Source organism: Tsukamurella conjunctivitidis, from assembly GCF_007858475.1.
Taxonomy (GTDB): Bacteria; Actinomycetota; Actinomycetes; order Mycobacteriales; family Mycobacteriaceae; genus Tsukamurella; species Tsukamurella conjunctivitidis.
The window spans coordinates 1-540 of record NZ_VIGX01000264.1 but is presented as its reverse complement, the minus strand read 5'-3'; the positions used below and the strand labels follow the sequence as shown (position 1 = coordinate 540).

Annotated in this window: 1 protein-coding gene; it reads left to right on the top strand. The window is 69.1% G+C overall.

The window, feature by feature from the left end:
* On the top strand, positions 1–408 hold a 408-nt coding region (locus FK530_RS26195; protein WP_205124282.1), incomplete at its 5' end, for a hypothetical protein.
* Positions 409–540: the final 132 nt, after the last annotated feature.

Here is a 540-nt window from a genome sequence, read left to right as displayed (position 1 = left end):
ACCGACGATGAGCGTCAGGGGCCCCATGGCGCCTATCTCGACGCGCCGTCTCCGGTTCTCTTCCCCCTCGGATTCTCTCTGGGGCAGGAGGAGGTGGAGGTCATCGGGATTGAGGTCTCGGTGCCGGTCGGGGAGAGGGGCGAGGCAACCCTGTGCGTGCGGGTGCGCAACACGACCACCACCACCGTGCGTGAACGCGTGGTGACGGTGTGGGCGCACCGCACGGGTGGGATCACCTTCCCCCGCTCCCGTGAACTCCTGGCCTTCCGGAGGGTGGTCGTGGGCCCGGGACAGACGCAGGATCTCGCCTGGGGCGTCGATGGTGCAGAGCTCTTCGCCGAAGGATCCGGTCCTGGCGCGCGCACGATGCTGCGGGCGGATGCCCAGGAGTTCCTGGTGGTGCGTTGAGCTGCGCCCACGTGCAGGTGCGCGGGGCAGTCACGGGTTCAGGTGGAAACCCCTGAGTGCTGACGCGGTTCCCCGGAACTGCTCCAGGTCCAGCTGTGACCCGCCGTTCCAGGCGCGCTCCCCGAATGCGGG